The organism is Jatrophihabitans sp. sgz311053 (genome assembly GCF_056135305.1).
The window spans coordinates 1,032,003-1,056,457 of the sequence record NZ_JBWAXP010000002.1; the positions used below are offsets into that span (position 1 = coordinate 1,032,003).

Annotated in this window: 25 protein-coding genes; 13 read left to right on the forward strand and 12 right to left on the reverse strand. The window is 71.2% G+C overall.

The annotated features are described in order from the left end of the window. Positions 1–83 precede the first annotated feature (83 nt). The 3 genes from msrB to AC0NZQ_RS13810 all read left to right on the forward strand — a co-directional run bounded on the left by msrB (position 84) and on the right by AC0NZQ_RS13810 (position 2,476). Complete coding sequence (gene msrB, locus AC0NZQ_RS13800) at positions 84–539, forward strand: peptide-methionine (R)-S-oxide reductase MsrB (RefSeq protein WP_474530429.1); 456 nt, start codon at positions 84–86, stop codon at positions 537–539. Continuing rightward, positions 536–1,048 carry a peptide-methionine (S)-S-oxide reductase MsrA gene (gene msrA / locus AC0NZQ_RS13805; RefSeq protein WP_474530430.1) on the forward strand — a complete coding sequence of 171 codons (513 nt, stop codon included), beginning with the start codon at positions 536–538 and terminating at the stop codon, positions 1,046–1,048. The genes msrB and msrA overlap by 4 nt, the downstream gene beginning before the upstream one ends. A 75-nt stretch (positions 1,049–1,123) precedes the next feature. Beyond that, a complete protein-coding gene (locus AC0NZQ_RS13810; RefSeq protein ID WP_474530431.1) occupies positions 1,124–2,476 on the forward strand; it encodes a PQQ-dependent sugar dehydrogenase in 1,353 nt (450 codons plus the stop codon). Between the two features lie 158 nt (positions 2,477–2,634). Here AC0NZQ_RS13810 and AC0NZQ_RS13815 read toward each other — a convergent pair whose 3' ends face one another. Then, entirely contained in the window at positions 2,635–3,198 is a 564-nt protein-coding gene (locus tag AC0NZQ_RS13815) for a TetR family transcriptional regulator (RefSeq protein ID WP_474530432.1), read from the reverse strand. A gap of 86 nt (positions 3,199–3,284) precedes the next feature. On the opposite strand from AC0NZQ_RS13815, the gene AC0NZQ_RS13820 reads away from it, so the two are divergent. Continuing rightward, on the forward strand, positions 3,285–4,187 hold the full coding sequence (locus tag AC0NZQ_RS13820; RefSeq protein WP_474530433.1) for an SDR family oxidoreductase: 903 nt from the start codon (positions 3,285–3,287) through the stop codon (positions 4,185–4,187). A gap of 13 nt (positions 4,188–4,200) precedes the next feature. Here the strand turns inward: AC0NZQ_RS13820 and AC0NZQ_RS13825 are convergent, their stop codons facing one another. Both AC0NZQ_RS13825 and AC0NZQ_RS13830 read right to left on the reverse strand, forming a co-directional pair. After that, positions 4,201–5,136, reverse strand: a complete 936-nt coding sequence (locus AC0NZQ_RS13825) for a hypothetical protein (protein WP_474530434.1) — start codon at positions 5,134–5,136, stop codon at positions 4,201–4,203. A 53-nt stretch (positions 5,137–5,189) separates the two neighbouring features. Then, the gene (locus AC0NZQ_RS13830) at positions 5,190–5,948 is read right to left on the reverse strand and encodes an endonuclease/exonuclease/phosphatase family protein (protein WP_474530435.1); all 759 of its coding nucleotides are present in this window, start codon (positions 5,946–5,948) and stop codon (positions 5,190–5,192) included. A gap of 95 nt (positions 5,949–6,043) precedes the next feature. Here AC0NZQ_RS13830 and AC0NZQ_RS13835 point away from each other — a divergent pair, with 95 nt between their 5' ends. Genes AC0NZQ_RS13835 through AC0NZQ_RS13850 form a run of 4 tightly spaced genes read left to right on the forward strand, consistent with a single transcriptional unit; the run spans position 6,044 to position 8,981 of the window. Then, on the forward strand, positions 6,044–6,706 hold the full coding sequence (locus AC0NZQ_RS13835) for a peptidoglycan recognition protein family protein (protein ID WP_474530436.1): 663 nt from the start codon (positions 6,044–6,046) through the stop codon (positions 6,704–6,706). A 28-nt stretch (positions 6,707–6,734) separates the two neighbouring features. After that, positions 6,735–6,950, forward strand: a complete 216-nt coding sequence (locus AC0NZQ_RS13840) for a hypothetical protein (protein WP_474530437.1) — start codon at positions 6,735–6,737, stop codon at positions 6,948–6,950. A gap of 37 nt (positions 6,951–6,987) precedes the next feature. Then, the gene (locus tag AC0NZQ_RS13845; protein ID WP_474530438.1) at positions 6,988–7,965 is read left to right on the forward strand and encodes a nitrilase-related carbon-nitrogen hydrolase; all 978 of its coding nucleotides are present in this window, start codon (positions 6,988–6,990) and stop codon (positions 7,963–7,965) included. Then, a complete protein-coding gene (locus AC0NZQ_RS13850) occupies positions 7,962–8,981 on the forward strand; it encodes an agmatine deiminase family protein (protein ID WP_474530439.1) in 1,020 nt (339 codons plus the stop codon). Before AC0NZQ_RS13845 ends, AC0NZQ_RS13850 begins: the two co-directional genes overlap by 4 nt. A gap of 42 nt (positions 8,982–9,023) precedes the next feature. Here AC0NZQ_RS13850 and AC0NZQ_RS13855 read toward each other — a convergent pair whose 3' ends face one another. Continuing rightward, entirely contained in the window at positions 9,024–9,407 is a 384-nt protein-coding gene (locus tag AC0NZQ_RS13855) for an MmcQ/YjbR family DNA-binding protein (protein WP_474530440.1), read from the reverse strand. A gap of 35 nt (positions 9,408–9,442) precedes the next feature. Between AC0NZQ_RS13855 and AC0NZQ_RS13860 the strand changes: the two genes are divergently transcribed. After that, entirely contained in the window at positions 9,443–10,291 is an 849-nt protein-coding gene (locus tag AC0NZQ_RS13860; protein WP_474530441.1) for an alpha/beta fold hydrolase, read from the forward strand. On the opposite strand, the gene AC0NZQ_RS13865 is transcribed toward AC0NZQ_RS13860, so the two are convergent. From AC0NZQ_RS13865 to cysD, 7 genes are all read right to left on the reverse strand, one after another. Next, positions 10,266–12,275: a potassium transporter Kup gene (locus AC0NZQ_RS13865; protein WP_474530442.1), complete on the reverse strand. Its 2,010-nt coding sequence runs from the start codon at positions 12,273–12,275 to the stop codon at positions 10,266–10,268. The genes AC0NZQ_RS13860 and AC0NZQ_RS13865 overlap by 26 nt on opposite strands. A gap of 30 nt (positions 12,276–12,305) precedes the next feature. Then, positions 12,306–13,319 (reverse strand): potassium channel family protein, encoded by a 1,014-nt coding sequence (locus tag AC0NZQ_RS13870; protein WP_474530444.1) that lies wholly within the window; start codon positions 13,317–13,319, stop codon positions 12,306–12,308. Between the two features lie 10 nt (positions 13,320–13,329). Continuing rightward, entirely contained in the window at positions 13,330–15,111 is a 1,782-nt protein-coding gene (locus AC0NZQ_RS13875) for an AMP-dependent synthetase/ligase (protein ID WP_474530445.1), read from the reverse strand. Positions 15,112–15,220: 109 nt separating this feature from the next. Beyond that, positions 15,221–15,745 (reverse strand): STAS domain-containing protein, encoded by a 525-nt coding sequence (locus tag AC0NZQ_RS13880; RefSeq protein WP_474530446.1) that lies wholly within the window; start codon positions 15,743–15,745, stop codon positions 15,221–15,223. A gap of 154 nt (positions 15,746–15,899) precedes the next feature. Beyond that, entirely contained in the window at positions 15,900–16,718 is an 819-nt protein-coding gene (locus AC0NZQ_RS13885; protein ID WP_474530447.1) for a 3'(2'),5'-bisphosphate nucleotidase CysQ, read from the reverse strand. 4 nt (positions 16,719–16,722) lie between these two features. Next, positions 16,723–18,594 (reverse strand): sulfate adenylyltransferase subunit CysN, encoded by a 1,872-nt coding sequence (gene cysN, locus AC0NZQ_RS13890; RefSeq protein WP_474530448.1) that lies wholly within the window; start codon positions 18,592–18,594, stop codon positions 16,723–16,725. Further along, complete coding sequence (gene cysD / locus AC0NZQ_RS13895) at positions 18,594–19,511, reverse strand: sulfate adenylyltransferase subunit CysD (protein ID WP_474530450.1); 918 nt, start codon at positions 19,509–19,511, stop codon at positions 18,594–18,596. Before cysD ends, cysN begins: the two co-directional genes overlap by 1 nt. Positions 19,512–19,761: 250 nt before the next feature. Here cysD and AC0NZQ_RS13900 point away from each other — a divergent pair, with 250 nt between their 5' ends. The 3 genes from AC0NZQ_RS13900 to AC0NZQ_RS13910 all read left to right on the forward strand — a co-directional run bounded on the left by AC0NZQ_RS13900 (position 19,762) and on the right by AC0NZQ_RS13910 (position 22,329). Beyond that, positions 19,762–20,796 (forward strand): cation diffusion facilitator family transporter, encoded by a 1,035-nt coding sequence (locus tag AC0NZQ_RS13900; RefSeq protein WP_474530451.1) that lies wholly within the window; start codon positions 19,762–19,764, stop codon positions 20,794–20,796. Positions 20,797–20,808: 12 nt separating this feature from the next. Further along, positions 20,809–21,645, forward strand: a complete 837-nt coding sequence (locus tag AC0NZQ_RS13905) for an NAD-dependent protein deacetylase (RefSeq protein ID WP_474530453.1) — start codon at positions 20,809–20,811, stop codon at positions 21,643–21,645. 63 nt (positions 21,646–21,708) lie between these two features. Further along, entirely contained in the window at positions 21,709–22,329 is a 621-nt protein-coding gene (locus AC0NZQ_RS13910) for a LysE family translocator (RefSeq protein WP_474530455.1), read from the forward strand. A gap of 12 nt (positions 22,330–22,341) precedes the next feature. Here the strand turns inward: AC0NZQ_RS13910 and AC0NZQ_RS13915 are convergent, their stop codons facing one another. After that, complete coding sequence (locus tag AC0NZQ_RS13915; protein ID WP_474530456.1) at positions 22,342–23,610, reverse strand: NAD(P)/FAD-dependent oxidoreductase; 1,269 nt, start codon at positions 23,608–23,610, stop codon at positions 22,342–22,344. A 210-nt stretch (positions 23,611–23,820) separates the two neighbouring features. Here AC0NZQ_RS13915 and AC0NZQ_RS13920 point away from each other — a divergent pair, with 210 nt between their 5' ends. After that, positions 23,821–24,315 (forward strand): DUF3145 domain-containing protein, encoded by a 495-nt coding sequence (locus tag AC0NZQ_RS13920; protein WP_474530457.1) that lies wholly within the window; start codon positions 23,821–23,823, stop codon positions 24,313–24,315. The last annotated feature ends 140 nt before the right edge of the window (positions 24,316–24,455 follow it).

Sequence of the window (24,455 nt, forward strand, 5' to 3'; positions counted from 1 at the left end):
CTGTAGGCGTCTCGCCGGGGGAACATCGGCACCGTCGTGGAGGTTGTACGCGGTGTTGTCGACTCCCTGAGGAGGACATGCGCATGACCACCTATCGCAAGGATCCCGACGCCGTCGCCCGGCTCACCCCCGAGCAGTTCGACGTCACCCAGAACAGCGCCACCGAGCCGCCGTTCCAGAACAGGTTCTGGGATCACGACGAGCCCGGCCTGTACGTCGACATCGTCTCCGGTGAGCCGCTCTTCACCTCGCTGGACAAGTTCGACAGCGGCTGCGGCTGGCCCAGCTTCACTCAGCCCGTGACCGAAGAGAACGTCGACGAGCGGCTGGACGACAGCTACGGCATGCGCCGCGTCGAGGTCCGGTCGGTCAACGCCGACAGCCACCTGGGCCACGTCTTCCCCGACGGTCCCGCCGACCGGGGTGGGCTGCGCTACTGCATCAACTCGGCGGCGCTGCGGTTCGTCCCCGTCGACGAGCTCGCCGAGCAGGGATACGAGCAGTTCCTGCCTCTCTTCGAAGGAGTCACCCAGTCATGACCGCGACCCGTGCCGTCCTCGCCGGCGGTTGCTTCTGGGGCATGCAGGACCTCATCCGCCGCCAGCCCGGAGTCATCTCCACCCGGGTGGGCTACACCGGCGGCAGTGTCCGCGACGCCACCTACTACCACCACGACGGCCACGCCGAGGCCATCGAGATCACCTTCGACCCGTCGGTGACGAGTTACCGCGACATCCTGGAGTTCTTCTTCCAGATCCACGACCCGACCACGCGGAACCGCCAGGGCAACGATGTCGGGACCAGCTACCGCTCGGCGATCTACTACGTCGACGACGAGCAGCGGCAGGTCGCGCTCGACACCATCGCCGACGTCGACGCCTCCGGACTGTGGCCGGGCAAGGTCGTCACGGAGGTCGAGCCGGTCGGCGAGTTCTGGGAGGCCGAACCCGAGCACCAGGACTACCTGCAGCGGTACCCGAACGGCTACACCTGCCACTTTCCGCGGCCGGGGTGGCGGCTACCGAAGCGCGAGAGCGTCGCCGGCTGATCATGGGGGGGCTGACGGTCAGCCCCGCGGCACGTACGGTGGCCTTCGAGAGGCACTCACCCCCCGGAGGCCACCGTGTCCTTGCGCCGTCTCACCCTTCCCGCCGCTGCTGTCCTCGCCGCCGTCACGGCGGCGGGCTGCGCCTCGGCAACGCCGAGCTCCAGAAGCGCACCGCACGCCGCGACGCAACGGGCAGCGTCGGCGGCCGCGACCACGCAACGGGTCACCGTGGCGGTCCCGGCCGGACGCGGCGGCGCCCCCTTCGACCAGCGCCGCACCGTGACGGTGCCCAAGGGCTGGAAGATGTCGGTGTGGGCGCGGCTCGACTCACCGCGGCTCGCCCTGTGGACCGCTGACCGGAGACTGCTCGTCTCCCGTCCGGAACACGGCGACGTGATCGTCCTGTCGAATCGCACGGGTAAGGCGCCACTGCAGCGCACACTGGTCCGTGGCCTGCGGCAACCGCACGGCCTCGCGCTGCGCGGCAGCACCCTCTACGTCGCCGAGAGCAACCGCATCGACGTCTTCGGCTACCGCGACGGGAAGGTGGGCGCCCGCCGCACGTTGATCGGCGGGCTGCCCGACGCGAAGAGCCCGGAGCTCGGCGGCCAGTACGCGCACGCGTTGAAGAGTGTGGCGGTGGCCAAGGACGGCACGGTGTACCTCTCGATCGGCAGCACCGGCAACGTCTCGGCCGGCGACCGCAGCGCCAACCCGCAGCGCGCCACGATCATGACCTGGTCGCCGAAGACCAAGAAGCTGCGGGTCTACGCCCGTGGCGTCCGCAACGGCACCGGCTTGGCGCTCGACCCGGCCGGCGCGGTCTGGACCGCCGTCAACAACCGTGACCAGATCGCCTACCCGTACCACCGCGACTACGACGGCGACGGCAGCGACGACTACGGCAAGGTCATGCAGTCCTACGTCAACGATCACCCGATGGAGGCGATGGCCAAGCTGCGGTCGGGTCGCGACCTCGGATGGCCGTACTGCCAGCCCAGTCCGGACGTCACCGCCGGCAAGCGCGGCACGGCGTTCGACTACAGCGACCGTCCCTTCGTTCGGGACGTGCAGCTCAACCCCACGGGCTCGCGGCTGAACTGCGCGAAGCTGCCGCGGCTCGAGGCCGGTTTCCCCGCCCACTCCGCACCGCTGGGGCTGAGCTTCGCCACGGTCGGCGGCTTGGGAACGGTGGCGCTCGTCGGCACCCATGGCTCGTGGAACCGGACGCCGCCGCGCGCACCGACCGTCACCTACTTCCGCTGGAGCAAGGGCGCCCTCGGTGCGCGGCGCGTGCTGGTGAGCGGGTTCCAGAACGCCGACGGCTCCCGCTGGGGCCGGCCGGTCGCGGCGGTCCGGGGTCCGGACGGTGCCGTCTACATCACCGACGACTCCGCGAACGCGATCTACCGGCTGGTGAGGGGCTAGGGCGTGTCTGACAATCCCGTGCTCTGCTGCGCGACGCCCGGGCACGCACGCTGCCGCGTTGTCGTCGTCGGCCGTAGCAGGCTACGACCTGCCTCCTCCGCCTCGCATCGCGCGCACCCGACCGCCGCTCGCGACGAGCGAGAATTGTCAGACACGCCCTAGACCCCGCCGGCCAGCTCGCGCATCCTGGCCAGGGCAGCGCGCACCGCGGCAGCGAGACTCTGCTCGGGCGGCGCCTGCAGCCAGGAGTCGAAGCCCACCCGGAAGGCGGCGACCCCGGTCTCGGCGGCGAGGTCAGCCGTCAGCGGGTCGTCACCGCGATCGCGCAGCGCGGTCGCCAGTGACCGCGACCAGGACGCCAGCTTGATCAGCTCGCGCTCCTGCAGGTCCGGGTTGGCCCCGATCACCGCGGCGCGGCGGCGGGAGAAGTCGCGGTCGACTCCGATGATCTCGCTGACGGCCTCCAGGGCGGCCGCCACTGCCGCGAGCGGGGGCTGCCCGGGGCGTGCGGCCACACTTTCGACGAGGGTGTCGAGCAGGGTTTCCGCCCCGCCGAAAAGGACCTCGCGCTTGTCGGCGTAGTGACGGAAGAAGGTCCGCGCCGTCAGCCCGGCGCGGCCGGCGATGTCGGCCACCGTCACCTGCTCGAAGCCGCGCTCGTCGAAGAGGTCCAGGGCCGCGGCAGCGAGACGCTGCTGCGTGTCCGGTTGCCAACGGGCCATGCCCGCAGTCTAGTGATGTCATGATGTGACATGGCGGTGCTATGGTGATGTCACATCATGACATCGCATCGCCTGTGGAGGTCACCATGCGCATTCTCGTCACCGGAGCATCCGGCTGGATCGGTTCCGCCGTCGTCCCCGAACTGCTCGGCGCCGGTCACGACGTCATCGGCCTGGCGCGCTCGGACCGGGCCGCGGGGATCGTCGACGGACTCGGCGCCAGCGTCGTCCGCGGCTCGCTGGCCGACGTCTCGTCGCTGCGCGCCGCGGCGAAGGGAGCCGACGGCATCGTCCACCTCGGCTACCACCACGACTTCTCGCAGATGGCCGAGGCGGCCGAGATGGACCGCGCCGCCATCGAGGTCTTCGCCGACGAGCTCGCTGGCGGGGACGGTCCGCTCGTCGTGGCGGCCGGGTTGCTCGGCCTCACCGCCGACGGCACGCCGGGGACGGAGGCCGACCTGCCCGACCCGGCGCTGCACGCCCGCAGCGGCACCCAGCAGGAGGTCATCGCCCTCGCCGGGCGGGGCGTGCGCAGCGTGCTGGTGCGGTTCGCGCCGACCGTCCACGGCGCCGGTGACCGCGGCTTCATCGCTACCCTCGCCGAGCACGCACGACGGACCGGCGTCTCCGGCTACGTCGGGTCGGGGGAGAACCGGTGGTCCGCGGTGCACCGCCTCGACGCGGCGACGCTGGTGCGGCTCGGTGTCGAGAAGGCGCCGGCCGGCAGCGTGCTCCACGCGGCCGCCGAGCCGGGCATCCCGACCCGCGACATCGCCGCCGCGCTCGGCGCCGCCTTCGATGTGCCGGCGGCAGCCGTGTCCGCCGACCACTTCGGCTGGATGGGTGGGTTCTTCGGCGGCAACTGCGCCGCGAGCAGTGACCGGACCCGCGAGCTGACGGGATGGCGACCGACGCAGCCGGGCCTGCTCGCCGACATCGCGGCCGGCAGCTACGCCGACCCGGCGCCGGCGGCCCGGCTGGGCTGAGGCGCCGGCAGTCCTACCAGCGGTCGTACCAGCGCAGCACGCGCAGGGCGCGCAGGGTGTTCCAGCGGCTCGGCTCGCCGTCGGCCTCCATGACGGCGTGGACGACGCCCGGAATCGTCCGCTCCAGCAGCCAGCGGCCGTCCGGGCCCCCGTGCTGGCGGAGGATCTCGATCGCCTCGTCGAGCCGATGGTCCGGTCGTTCCCCGACGGCGGCGAAGTATTCGAGTGCCCGCAGCACGTCGTACTGCCAGCGGGGCGGGAAGGCGAAGCGCAGGTAGTCGGGGTCGATGACCTCCCCGGTGCTGCGGCGCCGGAACAGGCTTCGCTGGAGCAGGTACTGCTCGCCGCTGCTCCGCGCTTCGGCGACCGCGGGATCGCCACCGACGGCGAGCTCGTAGGCGAAGAGGCCCTCGAGGACGCAGAGCGTGCTGGCGGTGGAGGAGACGATGGTCCCGAACTCGGCCTCGCAGTTCCACCCGCCGTCGGCCAGCCGGTCGTCGAGGAGGCGGGTGACGACCGGCGCCATCTCCTGGCCGAAGTAGACGCCGTTGGCGACGAGCTGGCCGTTGATGCAGGGCTCCACCTCGCCGTCGAAGTACGGCTGGCCGTCGTGCTCCCACCGGCTGTTGGCGCGGATCTGCGCAATCACCTGCGCGACGGTCTCGTCCGACGGATCGACGCCGAAGAGTCGCAGCAGCGTCAGCGAGTGCGAGGTGGCGGTCCAGGGCTGCGCGTCGTAGCGGCCGGGCGCCATGTCCGCGGGGAAGTGCGCGCCCCCGGCCCACTGGCCGTCCGGGTCGCGCGCGGCCAGCAGCTGCGCGCCCCAACCCTCGGACGCGACCCGGGCGCGCTCCGCCTCGACCGCCGCGGTCTCCGCGCCGGCGATGTCACGCAGCGCCTGCCAGCGGATCGCGGGGTCGCCGTCGAGCAGCCAGTCCAGCGCCGTCATGAGCCGACCCTAGCCCGGTTCGGCGCTGGCGGGTCGACCGGCGACGTGCCCGGTCAGGACAGTCGCAGGTCCGCCACCACCGGCCAGTGGTCGCTGGGGAGGCGGTCGTGCGATCGGGTGTGGTCGACCCGGGCGGAGGCGACCTCGACGCCCGGGCCGGCCAGCACGAAGTCGATCCGCGTCCGGCCGACGTCACCGGTGAAGCCGTGCTCGGTGCCGGTGTTCTCGGCCGCGGCGTCGGTGAGCGTGTCGGCGAAGCCGGCATCGACGAGCGTCCGTACCGCCGGATCGTCGGGCTGGGCGTTGAGATCGCCGGTGATCACCCACGGCCGGTCCGCCTCGGCGTGCAGCCAGGAGGCGAGCAGGTGCGCGCTCTGTTCCCGCGCGGTGGAGCGGGAGTGGTCGAAGTGGGTGTTGGCGATGCCGAGACGGTGCCGGCCCGAAGTGAGTCGCACCAGCGTGACGACGCGCGGGTGCTCGGCACCCCAGCCGAGCGAACCGGCGACCTCCGGTGTCGGCGAGAGCCAGCGGGTCTCGCACGACTCCACGTGCCACGAACCCCGTCGGACGAGGACCGCGGCGTGCTCCCCGCCGCCGCTGGCATCGCGCCCCGCCCCGAGCATCGCGTCGTCGGGGAATGCCCGCCGCAGGTGGCGGAACTGTCCCGGCCTCACCTCCTGCAGGCCCACCACATCGGCCTCCAGCCTGCGGATGGCGGCTACGCAGGCGCGGCGGCGGAGCAGCCAGTGGTTGCGGCCGTCCAGGCCCCGCGAGGTGCGGATGTTGAAGGAGGCGACGCGCAAGGTGCTCACATCCGCCGACCGTAGTTCGTTGACAGCTCCGACCTCGACTGGTCGGATATCCCTTGAAAAGGTACATACCTCTCGAAAGGTTCGGTATGGGCGGGATGACACGGCGCGGGTTCCTCGGCATGGCCGGTGCCGCGACGGCGGGCGCGGCGCTGGGTTCGACCCGGATGAGCCCGGCCGCAGCGGCGGACTACGTCCGACTGGACTGGCTGGCCGACGCGCTGCGGGCCGAGGGCTGCACCGTGATCGAGCAGGGCGACTGGCTCTCGCGCGGCCGCCCGAGCTCATCGGGGGACTTCGATCCGTACGCGGTACTGCTGCACCACACCGCCGGCGGCACCGACGCGAGCAGCAGCAACCCGGCGCCCACCCTCGACACCGTCATCAACGGGCGGAGCGATCTCGCCGGACCGCTGTGCCACATCCTGCTCGACTACAACGGTGCCTGCCGGCTGATCGCGGGAGGCCGGGCCAATCACGCCGGCGAGGCGAGGGCGAGCGGCCCCATGCCGGCCGGCGACGGCAACGCCCTCTACGTCGGCATCGAGATCGACTACAACGCCACCGGCGTCGACACCGGTCAGCGTCCCAGCGACGCGCAGCGGACCGCCGTACCGAAGGCGGCGGCGGCCATCGTGCGCCACTTCGGCGTCGACGGCGCGCATGTGCGGGCGCACCGGGAGACGAGCGTGACGGGCAAGATCGATCCGTCCTTCTTCGACATGGACGCCGTGCGCAGCGCCGTCGACGCGCGGCTCTGACCTGCGGCATCCCCGTTAGCGTGAGGGTGTGCCGACGACCTACCGCCCGCGCGCGAGCCGCTGCAGCCACTGCGGGGACGTGGTCCTCGTCGTCGAGCAGAGCGCGGGATCGTTGCTCGGCCTGCGGCTGCGTCGCCGGTCGGGCGCGCCACCGGGGATCCGGCTGGAGCACGCCGACCCCGGACCGGACGGCGAGGTCTTCGACGGCGTGGACCGGGACTGTCGACGCAGGCCTGTCGGCTGACGCATCGACGACCGACGGCGAATGACATCCTGGGGCGATGTCGAACGTCCGCGTCATCGAGGCGCCTGCCGTCCCGCCGTCGCTCGCCAGGGTCCACCAGCCCTCCCGTGAGCCGGTGCGGATCGGCGTGGTGCAGCACGCTTGGTCCGCCGACGGGCTCACCGAGTGGCTGACGGCGGCGATCGCCGCCGCGGCAGAACGTGGCGCGCAGCTCGTCTTCCTGCCGGAGGTCACGCTGTCGCGCTATCCGGCGGACACGCTGCCCGAGGGTGACGCCAGCGCCACTGCCGAGGAGCTGGAGTCCGGGCCGACGGTCTCCTTCGCCCGGGCCGCCGCGGCGGCAGCCGGGGTGCACGTCCACACCTCGCTCTACCGCAAGGCCGACGGTGGCGACGGGCTCGGCCTCAACACCGCGGTCGTGGTGGCGCCCGACGGCGAGATCGTCGCGCTCACCAACAAGCTGCACATCCCGGTGACGGCCGGTTACTACGAGGACAAGTACTTCCGTGCCGGTCCGGCAGGGCCGGATGCCTATGCCGTTCGGGAGGTCGCCGGCCTGCGGCTGGGGATGCCGACCTGCTGGGACGAGTGGTTCCCGGAGGTGGCGCGGGCGTACTCGCTGGCCGGCGCCGAGGTGGTCGTCTATCCGACCGCGATCGGTTCGGAACCGGATCACCCCGACTTCGACACGCAGCCGCTCTGGCAGCAGGTGATCGTCGGCAACGGCATCGCCAACGGCCTGTTCATGGTCGTGCCGAACCGGACGGGCAGCGAGACCCGCCCCGACGGCACGCCCGGCAACACCTTCTACGGCTCGTCCTTCGTCTCCGACCCCTACGGCCGGGTGCTGGTGCAGGCGCCGCGCGACGAGCCGTGCGTGCTCGTGGCGGACCTCGACCTCGACCAGCGCCGCGACTGGCTGGACCTCTTCCCCTTCCTGCGCACCCGACGTCCGGACACCTACGCCGCGCTCACCGAGCCCGTCGACCCCGAGCACCCGTACGGGGCGTCATGAGCTGGGTGATGCCGCACGAGGGGGAGCGGCAGGAGCGGCTCTGGCTCGCCTGGCCGAGCAAGGGCTACACCCTCGGCGACACCGAGGCCGAGGCCGACGAGGCCCGTCGCACCTGGGCCGCCGTCGCGAACGCCGCGAGCGAGTACCAGCCGGTGAGCGTGGTCGCCTGCCCGCAGGACGTCGCCGTCGCCCGGCACCATCTCGCGGCCGCGGTGGAGCTCCGTGCCCGCGACATCGACGACGCCTGGATCCGCGACAGCGGCCCCACCTTCGTGCGCGGCGCGGACGGCGCGCTCGGCGCCGTGACCTGGACCTTCAACGGCTGGGGACAGCAGGAGTGGGCGACGTGGGACCTCGACGCCACCCTCGCGCCCGCCGTCGCGGAGTGGGCCGGTGCACATCGGGTCGACAGCGACCTGGTCAACGAGGGTGGCGGCATCCACGTCGACGGCGAGGGGACGGTGCTGGTCACCGAGACCGTCCAGCTGGACCCCGGTCGCAACCCCGACCTGACCCGCGGCGACGTCGAGATCGAACTGGCACGCACGATCGGCGCGACGCAGGTGGTGTGGCTGCCGCGCGGACTGACTCGGGACTCCGACACCTTCGGCACCCGCGGTCACGTCGACATCGTCGCCACCTTCCCCGCCCCCGGCATGCTGCTGCTGCACGATCAGCGCGACCCCGATCACCCCGACCATGCCGTCACGGCGCAGATCCGGGCGGTGCTGCGCGACGCGGTGGACGCGAACGGGCGGGAGTTCGAGATCGTCGATCTCCCCGCGCCGCGGCAGCTGCGCGACGCCGACGGCCCGGTCGACTACAGCTACGTCAACCACGTGCTCGTCAACGGCGCCGTCATCGCCTGTGCCTTCGACGACCCGCACGACGCCGACGCCGTCGCCATCCTGCGGGACGTCTATCCCGGACGTGAGGTGGTGACCGTCGACGCGCGGCCGCTCTTCGCCCGGGGCGGCGGCATCCACTGCATCACGCAGCAGCAGCCGGCCCGCTGAGCAGGCTGCGTGTGCCGACGCAGCAGAGCGACTCGCCGTAGGTCACCCTGCAGTCTCGCCAGGCACCGGCGATGGCGGCGCCACGGTGGCCCACGCGTCCTCGATCAGTTCCGCCAGTGCCGACCTCGACACGACGTCGAGCCGGACCAGGACGATCGGGTGGCCGTCCAGGTGCGCGATGTCGAACACCGCCTCGTGCGCGGCGAGCACGGCCGCCTTGTCGCCGAGGTCCTCGACGACGAGCGCGAGGATGTCACCGCCCGGCACCGGCGCGTCCCCGAAGCGGCGGAGGTCAGCCTTGGAGAACGGCCGTTCCCACGCGAACTTCGCCTTGCCCGCGAACCAGGCCCGGTGGCCGTAGCTGGTGCCTTCGCGGACGCCGGGCAGGGCCGAGGCGAGCGCGGCGGCGTCGTCGATCGTCGGCACGTCCAGCACTGTAGGCCTCGTGCCAGCATGGTGACGTGCCCGAGGCCGATCACCTGTCATGTCGCTACGAGTGGCGTGGGCGGACGGTGCCGTGGGGACGGATCGGTGCCGGCCCGCCGTTGGTCTTGCTCCACGGGACACCGTGGTCGTCGGCGTTGTGGCAGCCGGTCGCGCGGACGCTCGCCGACAGCTTCACCGTCCACTACTTCGACATGCCGGGGTACGGTGCGGCGTCGAAGCACGCCGGCCACGCGGTCGATCTCGGTGTGCAGGGGGACCTCTTCGCCGACCTGCTCGACCACTGGGGCCTCGTGGCGCCGCACGTCATCGCCCACGACATCGGCGGAGCCGTCGCGCTGCGGACGCGGCTGCTCCACGAGCGCCGCTTCGCCTCGCTCTGCCTCGTGGACGTCGTGGCGCTGCGGCCGTGGGGGTCGCCGTTCTTCCGTCTGGTGCAGCAGCACGCCGACGTCTTCACGCAGCTCCCGGCGGCGATCCATCGGGCAGTGGTCGAGGCCTACGTCGCCGGCGCCGCGTTCCGTGAGCTGCGAGCCGACGACGCGACGATGCTGGTGGCGCCGTGGCTGGGCCCCGAGGGGCAGCCCGCGTTCTACCGGCAGATCGCCGAGGCCGACGAGACCTTCACTGCGCAGTTCGAACCGCTGCTGTCGCGGCTCGACGAGCCGGTGCACATCGTGTGGGGCGCCGAGGACCGCTGGATCCCCGCGGACCGCGCCGAACGGTTGCGCGCGGAGATCCCGCACGCGACGCTCCGCCTGCTGCCCGGCGCCGGGCACCTCGTGCAGCTCGACGCGCCGGCCGAACTCGCCGGGGAGCTGACTGCCTGGACGGCTGCTGTCAGAGATCCAGGTGCGCACCCATGACGACGGTGCGGTCGATGGGCAGGTTGAAGTTCAGCGCGGGATTGGCCGCATTGTGCGCCAGACCGATGAAGAGCCGCTTGCGCCAGGTGGCCATGGTCTCGTCGTCGCCGCGCTCGATGTCGAGCCGGGAGAGGAAGTAGTAGCAAGCGCCCGGATCGAAGTCGAGCTCGTCGGTCATGCCGACGGCGAGGCGCAGCATCTCGGGGATGTCCTGCTCGTCCTGGAAGCCGAAGCGCACGTCGATGTGGGTGATGCCGTCGTCGCTGAACTTCAGCGGGTCGACGGTGATGCGCTGATCGGGCGAGACGTACGGGACGTTCTCCGAGGTCACCGTCACCAGGATGACCGTCTCGTGCAGCACCTGGTTGAACTCGACGTTCTGCCGCAGCGCCAGCGGGGTCGTCTTCTTGGTGGGGTGGGGGAAGACGGCGGTGCCGGGAACCCGCGGCATGTTGCGGTCGTGCAGCTCGTCGACGAAGTCCTGCAGCGGGCCCTCGAGCTCGGTCCGGCGGCGCGTGACGATCTGCCGGCCCGCCTGCCAGGTCAGCATCGCGGTGACGATGAGGATGGCGATGAGCAGTGGCAGCCAGCCACCGTGCAGCACCTTGGTGACGTTGGCGCCGAAGAAGGCCAGCTCGGCGATGCCCAGCACGATGCCGAGGGGGACGAGCTGCCACAGCGGCCAGCCCCAGATGGTGCGCGCCACGATGAGGAAGAGCGCCGTGGTGGTGAGGAAGGTGCCGGTGACGGCGAGGCCGTAGGCCGTGGCCAGCTTCTCCGAGGACTCGAAGGCGATGATCAGGACCACCACGCTGCCGTAGATCAGCCAGTTCACGGCCGGCACGTAGATCTGACCGCTCTCGCGCGTCGAGGTGTGACGGACGGTGAGGTTCGGCAGATAGCCCAGCCGCACCGCCTGCCGGGAGACCGAGAAGGCGCCGGAGATGACGGCCTGCGAGGCGATGACGGTCGCCAGCGTGGCCAGGACGACGAGCGGGATCCGCGACCAGCTCGGCACCATCAGGTAGAAGGGGTTGCTGATCGTCTTCGGGTTGTTGAGGATCAGCGAGCCCTGGCCGAGGTAGTTGATCATCAGGCAGGGGAAGGCGACGAAGAACCAGGCGAGCCGGATGGGTCGGCGGCCGAAGTGGCCCATGTCGGCGTAGAGCGCCTCGGCACCGGTGATGGCCAGTACCACCGCACCCATGGCGATGAAGGTCAGGTACGGGTGGTCGGCGACGAAGCCGATGATGTGGTGCGGCGAGAGCGCCCCCAGGATCTCGGGGCGCTTGGCAATCTCGGGGACGCCGGCCAGACCGATGGCCAGGAACCAGACGATCATGATGGGCCCGAAGAACCGGCCGACCAGATGCGTCCCGAAGCGCTGGACGACGAAGAGCACGGTGAGGATCGTCAGGCCGATGGGCAGCACCGCATCGCTCAGGCTGGGGGAGACGACCTTCAGGCCCTCCACCGCCGACAGCACCGACACCGCCGGTGTGATGACGCTGTCGCCGTAGAACAGCGACGCCCCGATCACGCCGAGGATGAGCGCTGTCCCCACCAGCGCCCGACGACCGCGGACGTGCTGACGCACCAGCGCGGCCAGCGCCATGACGCCACCCTCGCCGTCGTTGTCGGCCCGCATGATGAAGACGACGTACTTGAACGACACGATGAGCGTGACGGACCAGAAGACGAGCGAGATGACGCCGTAGACGTCGCCGCGGGTCGGTTCGACCGCGCCGTTGTCGATCGAGAAGACCGTCTTGATGGCGTAGAGCGGGCTGGTGCCGATGTCGCCGAAGACGACGCCGAGGGCGCCCACGGCCAGGCCGACCACTCCGGCGCCGCGCGCCGCGGGGTGCGAGGCGATGCCGCGTGCGTTGGGCGCGTTGCCCTCCGCGTCACCGGAGCCGTCGGCTCCGGTCTCGTCGGGCGTCAGCGACGCACCCTCGATGGTGGTCTCGTTGTTCTCGGACACGGCGACCAGTGTGAACTGTGCCCGATCCGGTCACGCACCCGACACGGTCACGGCGTGGACGATCCGATCCCCGGACCGCAGGGTTGCCGCGTCGGCGTGGTCGTAGGGCAGTACCCGGCCGTCGCGCAGGACCGCCAGCACCGGGACGTCCAACCCCAGTGGCGGGCGGCCCGCCTCGTCCGGCCGGATCTCCCGCTCGGCGATGTCCAGGCCGACGCCGAAGGCGAGCAGGTCCTCTACGACGGCCACGGACTCCGGGCTCGTCGGCGCCAGCCCGAGCAGCCGGCCGGTCGTCTCGGAGGTCACGATGACCTGGTCCGCTCCGCTCTGCCGCAGCAGGTCGGCGTTCTGGGACTCGCGGGCCGCGGCCACGATGGTGGCTGTGCTGTTCACGCGTCGGACGGTGAGCGTGGTGAGGATGGCGGTGTCGTCCCGGTCGAGGGCGAGGATCACCGCCCCTGCCCGCTCGATCAGGGCGCGCCGGAGGACGTCCTCGTCGGTCGCGTTGCCCTGGACCGCGACGTGCCCGGCGGCGGTGGCTGCGGCGACGGCGCTCGAACGGCTGTCGACCACGACGACGGCGTCCGGGCTGGCGCCCTTGAGGATCAGCGCGCGGACGGCGTTGCGTCCCTTGGTGCCGTAGCCGAGCACGACGGTGTGGTTGCGCACGCGCTTCCTCCAGCGGGCCTGCCTGATCTCCAGCCGCGACTGCGACGTCAGGGCGTTGATGGTGGTGCCGACCAGCAGCACGACGAAGACCAGTCGCAGCGGGGTCACGACGAGCGCGTTGATGACGCGGGCGCTGGTGGTCACCGGCGTGATGTCGCCGTAGCCGGTCGTGGAGAGCGTGACGGTGGTGTAGTACAGCGCGTCAAAGACCGAGACGGTCTTGTCGTAGCTGTCGCGGTAGCCGTTGCGCTCGATGATCACCATCAGCCAGTTGACGACGACGATCGCGAGCGCGATGCCGAAGCGGATGGTGATCTTGGCCAGCGGACTGCGGACCGTGCCCTTGGCGGGCAGGCGGAGCGTCGGTCGGGCCACCCGCCAGACGCTAGCGTCCCGAGCCGTACAGCTCCTCGATGCGGTCGGCGTACTTGCCGGCGATGGGCTTGCGCTTCAGCTTCATCGTCGGGGTGATCTCGTCGCCGCCGGGCTCCCAGACGTCGGGCAGGATCGCGTACTTCTTGATCTGCTCCACCCGTGACAGCCGCTGGTTGGCCGTCGCGACGGCGTCGTCCAGCGCGGCCCGCACCGCGGGCTCGGCCGCCAGCGCCTTCGGTGACGGGTCGGTGAGGCCGTGCTGCTGAGCGAAGGCTGCGGCGGCGTCCGGATCGAGGGTGAGCAGCGCGACGACGTAGGGGCGGTCGTCACCGATCGCGACAGCCGAGCCGACCAGCGGCGAGCTGACCTTGAGCGTGCCCTCGATGTTGGCCGGGGACATGTTCTTGCCGGCCGCGTTGATCATCAGCTCCTTCTTGCGGTCGACGATGCGGACGTAGCCGTCGGCGTCGATGGAGGCGATGTCGCCGGTGTGCAGCCAGCCCTCGGCGTCGATGGCCTCCGCCGTCTTCTGCGGCTCGTTGCGATAGCCCTTCATCACCAGCGGACCGCGGACGAGCAGCTCCCCGTCCTCGGCGATGCGCAGCTCGGCGTTCGGCAGCGCCCTGCCGACGGTGCCGATGCGGATCGCCTCCGGCGGGTTGATGGTGGCCGCGCACGACAGCTCCGACATGCCCCAGATCTCGCAGCAGGGCAGGCCGAGGGCGAGGACGAACTCCAGCGCCTCGGGGTCGATGGCGGCGGCGCCGGTGGCGGCGAAGCGGACGCGGTCCAGTCCCAGCTTGGCGCGCACCTTCGAGAAGACGATCTTGTCCGCGAGCTCGGCCCGGATGGCGAGCGCACGCGGCACCGGGGCACCGTCCGAACGCAGCCGAGCCCGCCGGCGGCCGACATCGAAGGCCCATCCCGCCAGCTTCCGCTTCACCGGCGACTTCTCCGCCGCGAGCTGGGCCTCGATGCCGGCCTTGAGCTTGTACCAGACCTGCGGCACCGCGCCGAAGAGCGTCGGACGCACCTTCGGCAGCACCGCGACCATCTGCTTCATGTCCGGCAGCGCCACGATCTGCATGCCGCTGGCGATGCTGGTGTAGTGGGCACCCCACCGGTTCGCGATGTGGGCATCGGGCAGGTAGCTGATGATCACGTCACCCGGCCCCGGCTGCGACACCGGCAGGGTCGAGGAGAGCTCGGCCATGAGGTTCGCGTGGGTCAGCTCCACGCCCTTGGACGGCCCCGTCGTCCCGGAGGTGTAGATGATCGTCAGCACGTCCTCGGGCTGCACCGCCCGCCAGCAGGCCTCGAAGTCGAAACCCTCGGCCGTGCGACTCTCCAGCTCGTCGAACCCGATCGTCCCCTCCGACGCGCCGTCCAGGACGACGAGGTGCTCCACCGCCGTCTCCCCGTGCTCGATCGCGGCGCGGATCTGCGGCAGGAACTGTGCCTCGCAGACCACCACCCGGTTGCCGGCATTGCCGAACAGATGCGCGATCTGCTCGGGGGCGAGGGTGTTGTAGATCGAGAAGGGCGTGCCGCCGGCGTGCAGTGTCGCGGTGTCGACGAGGTGGAATTCGACGCGGTTGGTGAGCATCAGCCCCACCGTCTCGCCGCGGTTGACGCCGAGGGAGGCCAGCCCCTCGGCGAGGTTTCGTACGCGCGCGGCGTACTGCCGCCAGGTCAGTCGCACCGAGTCGTCGGGGCTGCTCAGTGCCAGCGCGTGTGGATGCGCGGCGACGGTGTCCTGGAACGCCTGGGTGAAGGTGGGCGCGGTCGGCATGGGCGGATCCTGGCTCCGGGCTCTGTGAATGGCATGGGTCACACGTTTGCCCGCGACCCTAAATCTGACAACGGTCGTCGTCAATTACGGCCGACGGCCGGTCGAGCGCTCAGACCAGATGCAGCGGGGAACCGGCGTCGGGCTGGTCGGCGAGGGCGGCGCTGAGGTCCCGCGCATGCTCGGTGTCACGGTCGGCGCGGGGGCCACCGACGAAGAGCACCTCGTCCAGGCCGGTCATGCGCAGCACGCGGGCGACCAGATCCCGGACGCCGTTGACGACGAGCGTCCCGCGGGCGGCCAGGAGCCGGTCGTGGACGGAGACGATGCCGGTGAGGGCGGTGGCGTCGAGGAAGGTCACGCCGGACATGTCGAGCCGCACGAAGCGGCGGCCGGCGCGCAGGTGGCTGTCCAGGACGGCCCAGAGCGGCGCGGAGGTGCCCATGTCCAGTTCGCCGCTGACCCGGACCTGCGCGCTGATGGCGTCCAACTCCACGGTGTCGACGCTCATCTGCGTCGCCCTGTCGGCCTCGATGCGTGCCGGGCGCCGCTGGCCGCCGCCAGCAGGGCGCGCGTCGTAGAGGGCCGGCGGCTGATCCGGCTGGCTGCCGCCCGCCGCGGCGTCGGTTGCGGTCACGTCACTGCTCCCCGGGCGGCGAGAGCCGGCCCCTGGTGGGCTCGCCACAGGCTTGGGCGAGCTGATGCACTGACGAACCTAACCCGAGCCACCGACAGCGGCACCGCGAATTCGGCTGCACATCGACACCACAGGTTGCTCGCGCAACGGATTCTCAGTGCCCGGACGCGGTGGCGATCTCGGCGAGGACGGCCTCGGCCAGCTCGGGCCGGCAGATCACGAGATCCGGCAGGTAGGGGTGCTCGCGGTTGTACAGCAGCGGGGTGCCGTCGATCCGGCTGGCGTGCAGGCCGGCGGCCAGCACGACCCCGACGGGCGCCGCGGAGTCCCACTCCCACTGCCCGCCGGCGTGCAGGTAGCCGGCCGCCTCGCCCCGCAGCACGGCCATCGCCTTGGCTCCGGCCGACCCCATTGGGGTCAGCTCGCCGCCGAGGGCCGTGGCGACGGGGGCGGCCCACGCCGGCGGGCGGCTGTCGCTGACCAGGAAGCGAAGGGCGTCGCCGCCGGTGCTCGCCCCGGTGTCGCTGACGGTGTCACTGGCTGTATCGCTGGCTGTATCGCTGGCTGTATCGCTGGCTGTATCGCTGGCGTAGACGACGTCCAGGGCGGGCTGGGCCACCGCGGCGTCGGTGATGCCGTCGGCCTTCCCGTCGCGACCGCGCTGCCACAGTGCCACGTGCACCGCCCAGTCCGGCCGCCCCGGCATGCCGTACTCGCGGGTGCCGTCCAGCGGGTCGATGATCCACACCCGGTCGGCCGAGAGCCGCGCCGCCGAGTCCGCCGACTCCTCGGAGAGGACGGCGTCGTCCGGACGGGCCGCCGCCAGCTCGCGCAGCAGCAGCTCGTTGGAGTCGCGGTCACCGCGGGCGCCGAGCTCCTTGCCGGTCAGCCCCGAGCTGCGCTGCAGCTGCAGCAGCAGCGCCCCGGCCTGCTCGGCTAGCCGGGCCGCCAGCCGCACGTCGGACTCGCTCACCGGCTCAGTCCAGCCGCTCGATGACGTCGAGGACGAGCGCGGCCTGGGCCGCGGCGTCGCCGTCCTCCGGCCGCAGCCGCAGGTGCGGCGAGTCCGGCGCTTCGTAGGGGTCGTCGATGCCGGTGAAGTTGCGGATCTCGCCGGCGCGGGCCTTGGCGTACATGCCCTTGGGGTCGCGCTGCTCGCAGACGGCCAGGGGTGTGTCGACGAAGACCTCGACGAAGGTGAGGCCGGCCTCGGCGTGCGCGGCGCGGACCCGTTCCCGGTCGGCGGCGTACGGGCTGACGAGCGAGACGACGGCGACCAGACCGGCGTCGGCGAAGAGCTTGGCCACCTCGCCGGTGCGGCGCACGTTCTCGGCGCGGTCGTCGGCGGAGAAGCCGAGACCGGCGTTGACGCCGTGGCGCAGGTTGTCGCCGTCGAGCAGGTACGCCGGCCGGCCGGAGGCGACCAGGCGCCGCTCGACCTCGGCGGCCACGCTCGACTTGCCCGACCCGGAGAGCCCGGTGAGCCAGACCGTCATGCCCTTGGTGGCTCGCTCGTCACGCTGCACGGAACCGCTGTGCCAGACGACCTGCGAGTTCTGCTGGCTCGGCCCGGTGATCATGCCGGCGGCCACGGTGTTGTTGGTGGCCTCGTCGACGAGGATGAAGCTGCCGGTGTCGCGGCTGCGGCGGTAGGCGTCGAACATCAGCGGCTGCTGCGTGCGCAGCCGGATGCGCCCGATCTCGTTCAGCTTGAGCGAGGTGGCGGCCTCGTCGCGATGCAGGGTGTTGACGTCCAGGCGGTAGTCGAGGTCCCGGATCACGCCGCGGGTCGAGCGCGACGTGTGCTGGACGACGTAACGAGCACCCGGCGTCAGCTCGGACTCGCCGGTCATCCAGGTGACGAGCGCGTCGACGTCCTGACCGACGTGCGGCCGGTTGTGCGGCCGGCAGATGAGGTCGCCGCGGGCGATGTCGATGTCGTCGGCCAGCTCCAGCGTGACGGCCTGCCCCGCGCTCGCCTCGGCCAGCGGTCGGCCGCCGGGGGCCCAGACCTTGGTGACGGAGGTCGTGAAGCCCGAGGGGAGGACCGTCACCTCGTCGCCGGGACGGATGACACCGCCGGCGATGGTGCCGGCGTAGCCGCGGAAGTCGTGCAGGTCCACCTCGCCGTGAGCGCCGGCGGTGCGCGCGGTCTGCTGCGGCCGGATCACGTACTGGACCGGGAACCGCACGTCGATGAGGTTGCGGTCGGAGTCGATGTGGACGTCCTCGAGGTGGTGCAGCAGCGAGGAGCCGGTGTACCAGGGCATCGCGGCGCTGCGCTCGACGACATTGTCGCCGGTGAGCGCCGAGATCGGGATGAACTGCAGGTCGCTGACCTCGAGCTTGGTCGCGAAGCGCTGGAACTCCGCCCGGATCTCGGTGAAGCGTTCCTGGGAGAAGTCGACCAGATCCATCTTGTTGATGCAGACGATCAGGTGCGGGATCCCCAGCAGTGCGGCGAGGAAGGCATGCCGGCGCGACTGCTCAAGGACGCCGTTGCGCGCGTCGATGAGGATGATCGCGACATCGGCCGTCGAGGCACCCGTGACCATGTTGCGGGTGTACTGCGTGTGTCCCGGCGTGTCGGCGATGATGAATTTGCGCTTGGGCGTCGCAAAGTAGCGGTACGCCACGTCGATGGTGATGCCCTGCTCGCGCTCGGCGCGCAGCCCGTCGGTGAGCAGCGCGAGGTCCGGTGCCGCCTGGCCCCGGGACTCGCTGGTCTTGGCCACCGCCGAAAGCTGATCCTCGAAGATCGCCTTCGAGTCGTAGAGCAGCCGTCCGATGAGGGTCGACTTGCCGTCGTCCACCGAGCCGGCGGTGGCCAGCCTCAGGAGTTGGCTCATTAGAAGTAACCCTCCTTCTTGCGGTCTTCCATGCCGGCCTCGCTGATGCGGTCGTCGGCGCGGGTGGCGCCACGCTCGGTCAACCGCGCGGCGGCGACCTCGGCGACGACGTCCGCGGCGGTCGCGGCGTCGGACTCGACGCACCCGGTGCAGGTCGCGTCACCGATCGTGCGGAACCGGACGGTGGCCTCGTAGGGCTGCTCGTCGCCGGTGGGGGAGATGAAGCGGTTGACGGCGAGCAGCATGCCGTCGCGCTCGACCACCTCGCGCTTGTGCGCGTAGTAGAGGTCGGGCAGCTCGATCCCCTCGGCCTCGATGTAGGACCAGATGTCCAGCTCGGTCCAGTTCGACAGCGGGAAGACGCGGATGTTCTCGCCCTTGCGGTGCCGGCCGTTGTAGAGGCTCCACAGCTCCGGACGCTGGTTGCGGGGATCCCACTGGCCGAACTCGTCGCGGAAGCTGAAGACCCGCTCCTTGGCCCGTGCCTTCTCCTCGTCACGGCGGGCGCCGCCGAAGACGGCGCCGAACTCGTTCTCGGTGATGCCGCGGAGCAGGCTCACCGTCTGCAGCTGGTTGCGAGGACCGAGGGGGCCGCCGATCTCGGTCACCCGGCCGGCGTCGATGTCGTCCTGCACCTTGGCGACGATCAGTCGCAACCCGTGCTGCTCGACGGTGCGGTCGCGGAAGGCGATGACCTCGTCGAAGTTCTGCCCGGTGTCGACGTGCATCACCGGGAAGGGCACCGGCGCCGGCCAGAAGGCCTTCACCGCCAGGTGCAGCATGACGACCGAGTCCTTGCCGCCGGAGAACAGCAGCCCCGGCTTCTCGATGGTCGCGGCGACCTCGCGGAAGATGTGGACGGCTTCGGACTCGAGGCGGTCGAGGTGGGACAGCTCGTAGCCCGGGGCGGAGCTCATCTCGTGGGTCCTCCTGCGGCGGGACGGGACGGACGGGCAGGTCGTGCGGTGAAGCCACGGGTGCAAATGCCGCGTGACCGCGGAGCATTCCGCTGCGAGGCGAAGCGCACAGCCTATTCAACCGGGCCGGACCCACCGACGACCCCCGATACCGGCGTGACGACCGGCTCTTGCCGGGTTCTCGGGCGACACCGGGTCCGGGCACATCCGACACGGGTAAGCGCGGCAGCAGGCAGGGCAACCTGCGCAGGTGAGTCAGCGTGAATCGTCGTCGTCCAGCGCCATCGAGGCGCCGGTGGCGCCGAACGAGTCCGACCAGGGCGAGAGCTCGCTCACCGTGCTGCTCGCACTCGCGGCCAACGCCGGTGTCGGCATCCTCAAGCTGGCCGCCGGTCTCATCAGCGGCTCCAGCGCGCTGCTCTCCGAGGCGGCGCACTCGGTCGGCGACTGCATCACCGAGATCATGCTGCTCGTCGCGCAGAAGCGCTCGGCCAAACCCGCCGACCGCAGCCATCCGTTCGGCTACGGCAAGGAACGCTACTTCTGGTCCCTCATCGCCGCGGTCGGCATCTTCGTGGCAGGGGCCATCTTCTCCTTCTACCAGGGCTACGAGACCATCACCGGTCCCGAGGAGAGCACCGGCGACCTCTGGATCAACTACCCGGTGCTGGCGCTCGCCGCCGTGCTGGAGGGCATCTCGCTGCGGCAGGCGGCCAAGCAGATGCGCGGCGAGACCCGTCGGCTGAAGCTCTCGCTCACCGACTACGTCCGCACGCCGCGGGACCCCACCGTCAACAGCGTGCTGCTCGAGGACAGCGCCGCGATCACCGGGCTCGCCCTCGCCGCGATGGGCGTGGCGCTGCACCAGCTCACCGGCAACGAACTCTGGGACGGCCTCGCCTCGATCGCCATCGGCCTGCTGCTGCTCACCGTCTGCCTGACGCTGGCGCGGGCCTGCGAGAGCCTGCTCGTCGGCAAGCAGGCCGACCGTCGCTTCGTGCGGCAGGCCGAGCTCTGGTTGGAGGAGCAGCCCGAGGTCGACGATGTCGTCGACGTGCTCACCATGCTCACCGGTGTCGACAGCGTCCTGCTCTGCGCCCGGGTCGACTTCGTCGACACCACCACCGGCGGCCAGATGGAGCTGGCGTGCGGGCGGCTCGACCGCGACATGCGGGCCAAGTGGCCGTTCCTGGACGAGATCTTCATCCAGCCGGCGTCGCGCAGCGACGAGGCCCTGCGCAAGCGGGTGCAGGACCGCTACGGGCGAGTGCTGGCCGACGAGTAGCACCATGGTGTGATGCCCGACGTCGTGACCACCCCGACCGACCAGTTCGCCGCGCTGCGCGAGCTGGTCCACGCCGGTGGCGTGGTCGTCCTCTCCGGTGCCGGGCTGTCCACCGAGTCGGGCATCCCGGACTACCGCGGGCCGACCGGCGCGACCCGGTCCGGTGAGCCCATGACCTACCAGGCCTTCGTGGGCTCGGCCGAGGCGCGGCAGCGTTACTGGGCTCGCAGCCACCTCGGCTGGCGGCAGATCGCCGACGCCCGGCCCAACGAGGGGCACCGCGCCGTGGCCCGGCTGCAGCAGCGCGGCCTGCTCGACGCCGTCATCACGCAGAACGTCGACGGCCTGCATCAGGCCGCAGGCGCCCGTGACGTCATCGAGCTGCACGGCGGCCTGGACCTCGTCGTCTGCCTGGCCTGTGGGCTGCGCGAGACGCGGGCGTCCTTCGGGGATCGGTTGGCCGAGGCCAACCCCGGCTTCGTCGCCGGTGTCGCGCGCATCAACCCCGACGGCGACGCCGAGCTCGCGGACGCCGAGGTCGAGACGTTCCGGATCGCGCCCTGCGCCCGGTGCGGATCCGATCTCGTCAAGCCTGATGTGGTCTTCTTCGGTGAGAGCGTGCCGAAGCCGCGGGTGGAGCTCTGCTTCGGCCTGGTCGAGCGCGCTCGCGCGGTGCTCGTCCTCGGCTCGTCGCTGACCGTGATGTCCGGGCTCCGCTTCGTCCGGCGCGCGGCCAAGCTGGCGATCCCGGTCGCCATCGTCAACCAGGGCGAGACCCGCGGCGACCCCCTCGCCGAGCTGAAGCTCGAGGCACCGCTGGGACGGGTGCTGACCGCGCTCGCCGACTGACTCCCGACCGACGGGGGACCGACGACCTCGAAACCGGGCTGACGGCGCACCTATCGTGAGCTCATGCTCGTCGCCGTCGGCTCCTTCACCCTCGCCGCCGCCTTCCTGGTGCTGCTGCCGGGGCCGGACACCCTCGTGATCATCCGCAACATCGTCCGGGGTGGACGCCGGCTGGGCGTGGCGACCGTGCTCGGCATCCAGACCGGGCTCGCCGTCTGGATCACCGCCGCCGTCCTCGGTCTGTCGGCGCTGCTACGGGCCAGCGAGGTCGCCTACACCACGCTGCGGATCGTTGGCGCGGTCTATCTCGTCTGGCTCGGGGTGCAGTCGTGGCGGTCGCGCGGCTCCGTGCTCGACGCGGCGGACGAGCCGGCGCCGCGGCGTCGGTTCGGCGCCTCGGGCTACTGGGCCGGGCTGCTCAGCAACCTCTTCAACCCCAAGGTGGGCGTCTTCTTCGTGACGTTCCTGCCGGCCTTCGTCCCGGTCGGCGCCCCGGTGACGGCGACGCTGCTGCTCTTCGGCGCTATCTTCATCGCGCTCAACCTCGCCTACCAGCTGCCGCTGGTGCTGCTGGCCGGCAAGGTGACCGAGCTCTTCTCCCGCGAGCGGGTCAAGCGACGTCTCGACATCGTCGCCGGCACCGTCCTCATCGGTTTCGGCATCCGGCTGGCGACCGAGAGCTGACGCCAGTCGCGCTCAGGCGGCCACGTCGGTGAGCGCGACCTCCGGATCGGCGAGCTTGTCGACGTCCACCGGCGTCCCGTTCGCGATGAGCGGCTTGATGTCGTCGCCGACGTCCCAGACGTTGACGTTCATCGCCGCGAGGATGCGGTCCCCGGCATCCAGCCAGAAGGCCACGAACTCCCGGCCCGGCAGGTCGCCGCGGACGATGACGCGCGCGTAGCTGCCGGATTTCGCCTCGCCGACGTACTCCATGCCGAGGTCGAACTGGTCGCTGTAGAAGTACGGCAGCCGGTCGTAACCGCCGTCCTTCGTCTTCCCTGCGATCTGCTCGCCGACGAACGTGCCCTGGTTCTGCGCGTTGGCCCAGTGCTCGACGCGCACTCGCCGGCCGAGGACGGGGTGGTCCTGCTCGGCGATGTCGCCGACGGCGAAGATGGACGGATCGCTGGTGCGCAGGGACGCGTCGACGAGGACGCCGCTGCCGGTCTCCAGCAGGGCCGAACGCGCGACGTCGAGCCGGGGACGGGCGCCGACGCCGACCACGACCGCGTCGGCGTCCAGCTGCTCGCCGTCGGCCAGCCGAACCCCGACGGCCCGGTCGTCGGTGGTCAGGATCTCCGCGACCTCGGCGCCGGTCCGCAGCTCGACACCGTTGTCCCGGTGCAGCTCGGCAAAGACCGCGGCCATCTCCCGCCCGAGGACGCCGAGCAGCGGGAACTCGGCGGATTCCAGGACGGTCACCTCGGCACCGGCCCCGCGCGCGGCAGCCGCGACCTCGAGACCGATCCAGCCGCCACCGACGACCACGACCCGCTTGCCCTCGCCGAGCACGTCCTTCAGCTTGTCGGCGTCGGCGTGGGTGCGCAGGTAGAGCGCGGATCCCGCGCCGGGCAGGGGCGGGACGGCCGGTTCGGAGCCGGTGGCGAGCACCAACGATCCGTAGGGCAGTCGGGAACCGTCGGCGAGCTCGACCTCCGAGGTGTCCCGGCGAACCGCGACGACCTCCGTCCCCGTCCGCAGGTCGATCTCGTGCTCGGTGTACCAGTCGCGGTCGTGGACCACCGCGTCGGCGAAGCCGCCCTTGCCGGCGAGGTAGTCCTTCGACAGCGGCGGTCGCTCGTAGGGGAGCTCGTCCTCGGCCGCGAGGAGGGTGACGGTTCCCGTGAAGCCGTTCTCGCGGAGGGCCTCGGCCGCCTTCGCGCCGGCGAGACCACCTCCGACGATGACGACGGAGTCGGTGGACGAGCTGTTCTCGGGCACGGCGTTTCCTCTCGCGGACATGGTGCGTCCCTGGTGGCCTACCCGTTCGGCTCGCGGCCGCACCGCGAAGGTCCAATTCACATCGATCACACCTTGCACTGGCGCATCACAGGGCGCATGGGTCACAATGGGGTCTCGCACCTCTCACGAAGTCGGACCGCTGGGGAAGGCGTCGCCGTCGAGTTAGGGAGGTGTGCGATGTCTGTTGCCCGCACCGGGTCGGGTTCTGCCATGCCGAAGACGCGTGGCGTCGTCTTCATGCACTGCTGCCCTTCTGCGCTCGCGCCGCACGTGGAATGGGCGCTGGCCGGCGTCCTCGACCGGCCCGTCCGCCTGGAATGGGTGGGGCAGCCCGCTGCCCCGTCGCACCTGCGCGCCGAGCTCACCTGGTCCGGACCGGTGGGCACCGCCGCCAAACTCGCGGCGTCGCTGCGGGCCTGGCCGATGCTGGTCTTCGAGATCACCGAGGACGCGACCTCGATCAGCGACGGCGAGCGACTCGCCTTCGTCCCCGGCCGCGGCTTCCACCGCAGCGCCGTCTCCGCCTCCGGGGACGTCGTCGTGGGGGAGGAGCGCCTGCGCGGCCTGCTGAGCCGCGCCCGCACCGTCGAGGACTACCGCCACGGCCTCACCGAGCTGCTCGGCACCGCCTGGGACGCCGAGCTCGAGCCGTACCGCCTCGGCGGCGACGGCGCCCCGGTGACGCTGCTGCACCACGTCGGCTGACCATCGGCGGCGACATCAAGTCCGAGGCAAAGGCAGCCGCCCTCCCGCCTGCAACCGTTCTCCCGCCGTGATCAACTCCCACTTTCCGCCGTGCCAGCGACGGAAAGTGGGAGTTGATCACATCTCGTAGGCGAGCAATC

What these genes read in the sequence shown, in the direction of transcription:
- msrA (WP_474530430.1), top strand. Translation starts at nt 536, where the DNA reads ATGACCGCGACCCGTGCCGTCCTCGCCGGCGGTTGCTTCTGGGGCATG.
- AC0NZQ_RS13875 (WP_474530445.1), bottom strand. Translation starts at nt 15,111, where the DNA reads ATGCCGACCGCGCCCACCTTCACCCAGGCGTTCCAGGACACCGTCGCC.
- AC0NZQ_RS13820 (WP_474530433.1), top strand. Translation starts at nt 3,285, where the DNA reads ATGCGCATTCTCGTCACCGGAGCATCCGGCTGGATCGGTTCCGCCGTC.
- AC0NZQ_RS13815 (WP_474530432.1), bottom strand. Translation starts at nt 3,198, where the DNA reads ATGGCCCGTTGGCAACCGGACACGCAGCAGCGTCTCGCTGCCGCGGCC.
- AC0NZQ_RS13915 (WP_474530456.1), bottom strand. Translation starts at nt 23,610, where the DNA reads ATGTCCGCGAGAGGAAACGCCGTGCCCGAGAACAGCTCGTCCACCGAC.
- AC0NZQ_RS13835 (WP_474530436.1), top strand. Translation starts at nt 6,044, where the DNA reads ATGACACGGCGCGGGTTCCTCGGCATGGCCGGTGCCGCGACGGCGGGC.
- cysD (WP_474530450.1), bottom strand. Translation starts at nt 19,511, where the DNA reads ATGAGCTCCGCCCCGGGCTACGAGCTGTCCCACCTCGACCGCCTCGAG.
- AC0NZQ_RS13850 (WP_474530439.1), top strand. Translation starts at nt 7,962, where the DNA reads ATGAGCTGGGTGATGCCGCACGAGGGGGAGCGGCAGGAGCGGCTCTGG.
- msrB (WP_474530429.1), top strand. Translation starts at nt 84, where the DNA reads ATGACCACCTATCGCAAGGATCCCGACGCCGTCGCCCGGCTCACCCCC.
- AC0NZQ_RS13920 (WP_474530457.1), top strand. Translation starts at nt 23,821, where the DNA reads ATGCCGAAGACGCGTGGCGTCGTCTTCATGCACTGCTGCCCTTCTGCG.
- AC0NZQ_RS13905 (WP_474530453.1), top strand. Translation starts at nt 20,809, where the DNA reads ATGCCCGACGTCGTGACCACCCCGACCGACCAGTTCGCCGCGCTGCGC.
- AC0NZQ_RS13845 (WP_474530438.1), top strand. Translation starts at nt 6,988, where the DNA reads ATGTCGAACGTCCGCGTCATCGAGGCGCCTGCCGTCCCGCCGTCGCTC.
- AC0NZQ_RS13825 (WP_474530434.1), bottom strand. Translation starts at nt 5,136, where the DNA reads ATGACGGCGCTGGACTGGCTGCTCGACGGCGACCCCGCGATCCGCTGG.
- AC0NZQ_RS13910 (WP_474530455.1), top strand. Translation starts at nt 21,709, where the DNA reads ATGCTCGTCGCCGTCGGCTCCTTCACCCTCGCCGCCGCCTTCCTGGTG.
- cysN (WP_474530448.1), bottom strand. Translation starts at nt 18,594, where the DNA reads ATGAGCCAACTCCTGAGGCTGGCCACCGCCGGCTCGGTGGACGACGGC.